The sequence below is a fragment of the Rhizobium sp. P1_E1 genome, from assembly GCF_056406015.1.
Genome location: NZ_JBFUAY010000325.1, coordinates 1 through 3,832 on the forward strand (window position 1 = coordinate 1; position 3,832 = coordinate 3,832).

4 protein-coding genes and 1 pseudogene are annotated in these 3,832 nt (G+C 60.3%); all 5 read right to left on the reverse strand.

Annotation, left to right across the window (positions count from 1 at the left end; translation table 11 throughout):
• Positions 1–116, reverse strand: a pseudogene (locus AC1D1Z_RS34945) (SURF1 family protein); the annotation flags it as partial.
• A complete protein-coding gene (cyoD, locus tag AC1D1Z_RS34950; protein WP_028732707.1) occupies positions 113–514 on the reverse strand; it encodes a cytochrome o ubiquinol oxidase subunit IV in 402 nt (133 codons plus the stop codon). The gene cyoD and the pseudogene AC1D1Z_RS34945, both read right to left, overlap by 4 nt.
• Positions 511–1,131, reverse strand: a complete 621-nt coding sequence (gene cyoC / locus AC1D1Z_RS34955; protein ID WP_028732706.1) for a cytochrome o ubiquinol oxidase subunit III — start codon at positions 1,129–1,131, stop codon at positions 511–513. Before cyoC ends, cyoD begins: the two co-directional genes overlap by 4 nt.
• A 5-nt stretch (positions 1,132–1,136) precedes the next feature.
• Positions 1,137–3,140: a cytochrome o ubiquinol oxidase subunit I gene (cyoB, locus tag AC1D1Z_RS34960; RefSeq protein WP_018448777.1), complete on the reverse strand. Its 2,004-nt coding sequence runs from the start codon at positions 3,138–3,140 to the stop codon at positions 1,137–1,139.
• Positions 3,141–3,182: 42 nt separating this feature from the next.
• Positions 3,183–3,832: COX aromatic rich motif-containing protein (locus tag AC1D1Z_RS34965; protein ID WP_477853361.1), on the reverse strand; the 650-nt coding region annotated here is incomplete at its 5' end.

The window sequence follows — 3,832 nt, forward strand, 5'->3', positions numbered from 1 at the left end:
GCAAGCAGCATCAGGCAGACGGCGAAGATCGCCCGTTTTACCCGATAACGCCGTCTTTCCGATTTTTCCGACGGAGCCTGCGGGTGCCGCTGCCGCCGCCCCTTCGTCACCGTCACGGCATGTTCTTCATCATCTCGGGGCTCATCGGCATCATATTGGTATTGAGATGATGCATGACCCAGAGGGATCCGGAGAGCGCGATGGCGACGATGATCAGGGTGAAGATCAGCGCCATGATCGTCCAGCCACCCTCGCTCCTGGTATTCATGTGCAGGAAGAAGACCATATGGACGACGATCTGGATCGCGCCGAGACCCATCACCAGCACCGCCGTCACCGCCGGGCTGGCGAACACGCCTGACATGACAAGCCAGAAGGGAATGGCGGTCAGGATGACGGAAAGCACGAAGCCCGTCATATAGCTGCGAAACGTGCCGTGGCCGGCCTGATGGCCGTGGCTGTGGCCGTGATGAGCCTCGTGGGCGTCCTCATGTGTAGGTGCTTGCGAACTCATCCGAGAACTCCCAACAGGTAGACGAAGGAAAAGACGCCGATCCAGACGACGTCGAGGAAGTGCCAGAACATCGAAAGGCACATCAGGCGGCGGCGGTTGGCCTCGATCAGCCCGTGCATCGACACCTGTACCATCAGCGTGATCAGCCAGATGATGCCGAAGGTAACGTGCAGCCCGTGCGTGCCGACCAGGGTGAAGAAGGAGGAGAGGAAGGCGCTGCGCGTCGGCCCGGCGCCTTCATGGATCAGGTGGATGAACTCGTAGAGCTCAAGCCCGATGAAAGCTGCGCCGAACAGGCCGGTCACAGCAAGCCAGAACAACGTTTCCGCCTTTGCGTTCCGCTCCATTTGCAGCATCGCGAAACCGTAGGTGATCGAGGATAACAGCAGCATCGAGGTGTTGAGGGCAACGATCGGCAGATCGAAGAGATCGGCCGGCGACGGGCCGGCGGCATAGTTGCGGCCGAGCACGCCGTGGGTCGCAAACAGCACGGCGAAGATCAGGCAGTCGCTCATCAGGTAGAGCCAGAAGCCGAGATTGGTGCTGTTCTCCGGATGGTGGTCTTCCGTCAGGTAGAATTCAGGCTTTTCGGCCGTGTCGATGGTCTGATCGCTCATGGTCATCACACCTGCTCGGCAAGCAGCGCGGTGCGCTTGCCTTCCGTTTCGGTTACCTCTTCGGCGAGGATGTAGAAGTCGCGTCGGTAATTGAAGGTATGGCCGATGGCGACGACAAGCATGGCGACGAAGGAGACGACGACCAGCCACCACATGTACCAGATCAGACCGAAGGCGAGTGCGACACTGATGCCCGACAAGATCGCGCCGGTGCCGGTATTCTTCGGCATGTGGATCGGCCGGAAGCCTTCCAGCGGACGCGCATAACCGCGGTTCTTCATGTCGTACCAGCCGTCATGATCGTGCACGACGGGCGTCAAGGCGAAGTTGTATTCCGGCGGTGGCGAGGAGGTCGACCATTCCAGCGTGCGGCCATCCCAGGGATCGCCGCTGTCATCCCGCAATTCCTCGCGTTTCATGAAGCTGACGACGATCTGGATCAGGAAGGCGGCAATGCCAAGCGCAATCAGGCCGACGCCGAAGGCGGCGATGATGAACCAGATCTGTATCGACGGATCCTCGAACTGGCTCATGCGGCGGGTGACGCCCATCAGGCCGAGCACGTAGAGCGGCATGAAGGCGAACCAGAAGCCGATCTGCCAGAACCAGAAGCTCATCTTGCCCCAGAAGGGATCGAGCTTGAAGCCGAAGGCCTTCGGGAACCAGTAGTTCACGCCGGCGAACATGCCGAAGAGAACGCCGCCGATGATGACGTTGTGGAAGTGGGCGATGAGGAACAGCGAATTGTGCAGCACGAAGTCGGCCGGCGGCACGGCAAGCATGACACCGGTCATGCCGCCGATGACGAAGGTCACCATGAAGCCGACCGTCCACAGCATCGGCACCTCATAGCGGATGCGGCCGCGATACATGGTGAAGAGCCAGTTGAACATCTTCGCCCCCGTCGGGATCGAGATGATCATCGTGGTGATGCCGAAGAAGGAGTTGACGCTGGCGCCCGAGCCCATCGTGAAGAAGTGGTGCAGCCAGACGATGTAGGACAGGATCATGATCACGCAGGTCGCGTAGACCATCGAGGCGTAGCCGAAGAGGCGCTTGCCGGAGAAGGTGGCGACGACTTCCGAGAAGATGCCGAAGGCCGGCAGCACGAGGATGTAGACCTCCGGATGACCCCAGATCCAGATGAGGTTGATGTACATCATCGGATTGCCGCCGAGGTCGTTGGTAAAGAAGTTCGTTCCCGCATAGCGGTCGAGCGACAGAAGGGCGAGCGTTGCCGTCAGGATCGGGAAGGAGGCGACGATCAGCACGTTGGTGCAAAGTGCCGTCCAGGTGAAGACCGGCATCTTCATGAAGGTCATGCCCGGGGCGCGCATCTTGACGATGGTGGCGATCAGGTTGATGCCCGAAAGCGTCGTTCCGACGCCGGCCACCTGCAGGCCCCAGATATAATAGTCGACGCCGACCCCCGGACTATAGGCAGCGCCCGACAGCGGCGGGTAGGCGAGCCAGCCGGTCTGGGCGAATTCGCCGATGAACAGCGACAGCATGATGATGATCGCGCCGGCGGTGGTCATCCAGAAAGAGAAGTTGTTGAGGAAGGGGAAGGAGACGTCGCGCGCGCCGATCTGCAGCGGCACCACGAAGTTCATCAAACCGGTGACGAAGGGCATCGCCACGAAGAAGATCATAATGACGCCGTGGGCAGTGAAGACCTGGTCGTAATGGTGCGGCGGCAGATAGCCCTCCGAACCGTTGAAGGCGATGGCCTGCTGGATGCGCATCAGGATCGCGTCGGAGAAACCGCGCAGCAGCATGATGACGGCGAGGATCACATACATGATGCCGATCTTCTTGTGATCGACGCTGCAGATCCAGTCGCGCCAGAGCGGACCCCAGAACTTGAAATAGGTGATGATGCCGAGCACCGCGAGGGCGCCGATGACGACGCCGATGAAGGTCACGACCAGGATCGGCTCGTGATAGGGGATGGCATCGAGGGTCAACCGGCCGAAGACGAACTTCAGGAGGTCAGGATTGGAAAACATGGAACAACCCGTTCATTATGTCTTGCGACGCAAAGCGCCAGGTTAATTGTTGTTGTTGAGCTGCGCCGGCGCCGGATCGGCGCCATTGCTCATGCCGGGCATGGAATGACCGTCATGCTGCATGTCCATTCCGGGCGTGCTAGGCATGCCGGGCATGTCGTGCTGCATGCTGTTGCCGTCGGTACGCTCGGCGGGCTCGCTTCGGGCCGGAGCACCGGTCGCCGGCACGGTGGCGGCGGGCGCCACGATGCCTTCGTCGGCATGACGGTTGTCATATTGCAGCTTCTCGCGGTTCTCGGCACTTTCCTTGCCGCCACCGCCCATCATGTCGATGTGCATCATCTCGTTCATGCACATCTTGCCTGGTGTGGCGCACATGTTGAGGATGGCGTTGTAGAGGTCGGCATCGGCTCCGGCATAATAACGCACCGGTTCCTTCTCGCTCGGCTTCTCGAGCTTCAGATAGGCGTCGCGGTTGAGCATCRTGCCCTGCTGCTTGACCTGCGCCACCCAGGCGTCAAAACCCTCTTGGTTCAGGCCGTGGAACTTGAAGCGCATGTGAGAGAAGCCTGCACCGCTGTAATTGGCGGAGAAGCCCTCATACTCGCCTTCTTTGTTGATGACGGCGTGCAGCTTCGTCTCCATRCCGGGCATGGCATAGATCTGGCCGGCAAGGGCAGGGATGTAGAAGG